1 protein-coding gene is annotated in these 1,311 nt (G+C 37.0%); it reads left to right on the forward strand.

Features of this window, described 5'->3' with window-relative positions; all coding sequences use genetic code 11:
* Window positions 1-42: 42 nt before the first annotated feature.
* A protein-coding gene (locus tag CLV33_RS17430) for an IS3 family transposase (protein WP_211297581.1) occupies window positions 43-1,268 on the forward strand; the annotation gives its coding sequence in 2 pieces (ribosomal slippage) (window positions 43-388 and window positions 388-1,268; 1,227 coding nt in all).
* Window positions 1,269-1,311 lie beyond the last annotated feature (43 nt).

Consider the following 1,311-nt stretch of genomic DNA (forward strand, 5'->3'; position numbering starts at 1 on the left):
TGTCCCGTCCTGAAATAAGTTGACATAAAAATGACTTATTTTATGAAAGACAATCCTATCAAGCCGAAGCGCACCCAGCGGGATTACAACTTAGGCTTTAAATTAGCTGTAGTATCACAAGTAGAAAAAGGCGAGCTCACTTACAAACAAGCTCAGAAGAGGTATGGAATCCAAGGTAGAAGTACTGTTTTGGTTTGGTTACGAAAACACGGTACCTTAGACTGGAGCAAACCAGCTTTACTTATGAAATCAAAAACCAAAGAGACACCTGCGCAAAAAATCAAGCGATTAGAGCGAGAACTAGAAGATGAAAAGCTAAAGAACCAGATTCTTAATACCATGATTGATATCTCAGAGAGTCAGTATGGGACTTCGATCAGAAAAAAGTATTCATCTCAACGATCCAACGCATCGGACAAGAACGAAAGGTAAGTCTATCTCGTTGTTGTCGATTGTTTGAGATATCGAGACAAGGATTCTATCAGAGTATCAAGCGTGAGCAAGCTCGAAGAGCACAGCTCTCTAAAATCAAACCTTTAGTATATAAGATACGTATGCAAATGCCAAGAATCGGCACGCGTAAGCTGTATTATTTACTAAAGGATGAATTTAATCGTCAAGGGATTAAAATAGGTAGAGATGCCCTATTTGATTACTTGCGTTCAGAATCCATGTTGATTAAGCCAAAGAAAAACTATACTAAAACCACCAACTCTAAACACTGGTTGCGTAAATACCCCAACCTTTTGAAAGATACCAAGGCAACTGAGCCAGAACAATACTTTGTAAGTGATATTACCTATATTAAAAGTAGAGAACGAACACATTATTTATCTTTAGTTACAGATGCCTTTAGCAGAAAAATAATGGGCTATCATTTAAGCGGTGATATGAGTGCGGAGAATGTCGTGAAAGCCCTGGAAATGGCTACTGAAAACCGAATCTCGTCTAAACCTATGGTGCACCATTCAGACAGAGGATTGCAATACTGCTCAGAAATATATCAAAACAAATTAATGAAAGAAGGCATCAAACCATCGATGACAGATGGATATGATTGTTATCAAAATGCATTGGCTGAGAGAATCAATGGAATTTTAAAGTATGAGTTTTTAATCCATAAATGCAATACAGCAAAGGAATTGGAAAAACTAATTCAAGAATCTATAGAGACTTATAACAACCGAAGACCGCATTTGAGCCTTAACATGAAAACACCTAACTTTATACACAATAAAAAACCAGAGAAGCTAGATTCTCCGGCTTAATTAATTATCTTATAACCTGTCAACCTATTTTAGGACGACTCAT

It is taken from the genome of Jejuia pallidilutea, from assembly GCF_002973595.1.
Classification (GTDB): Bacteria; Bacteroidota; Bacteroidia; order Flavobacteriales; family Flavobacteriaceae; genus Jejuia; species Jejuia pallidilutea.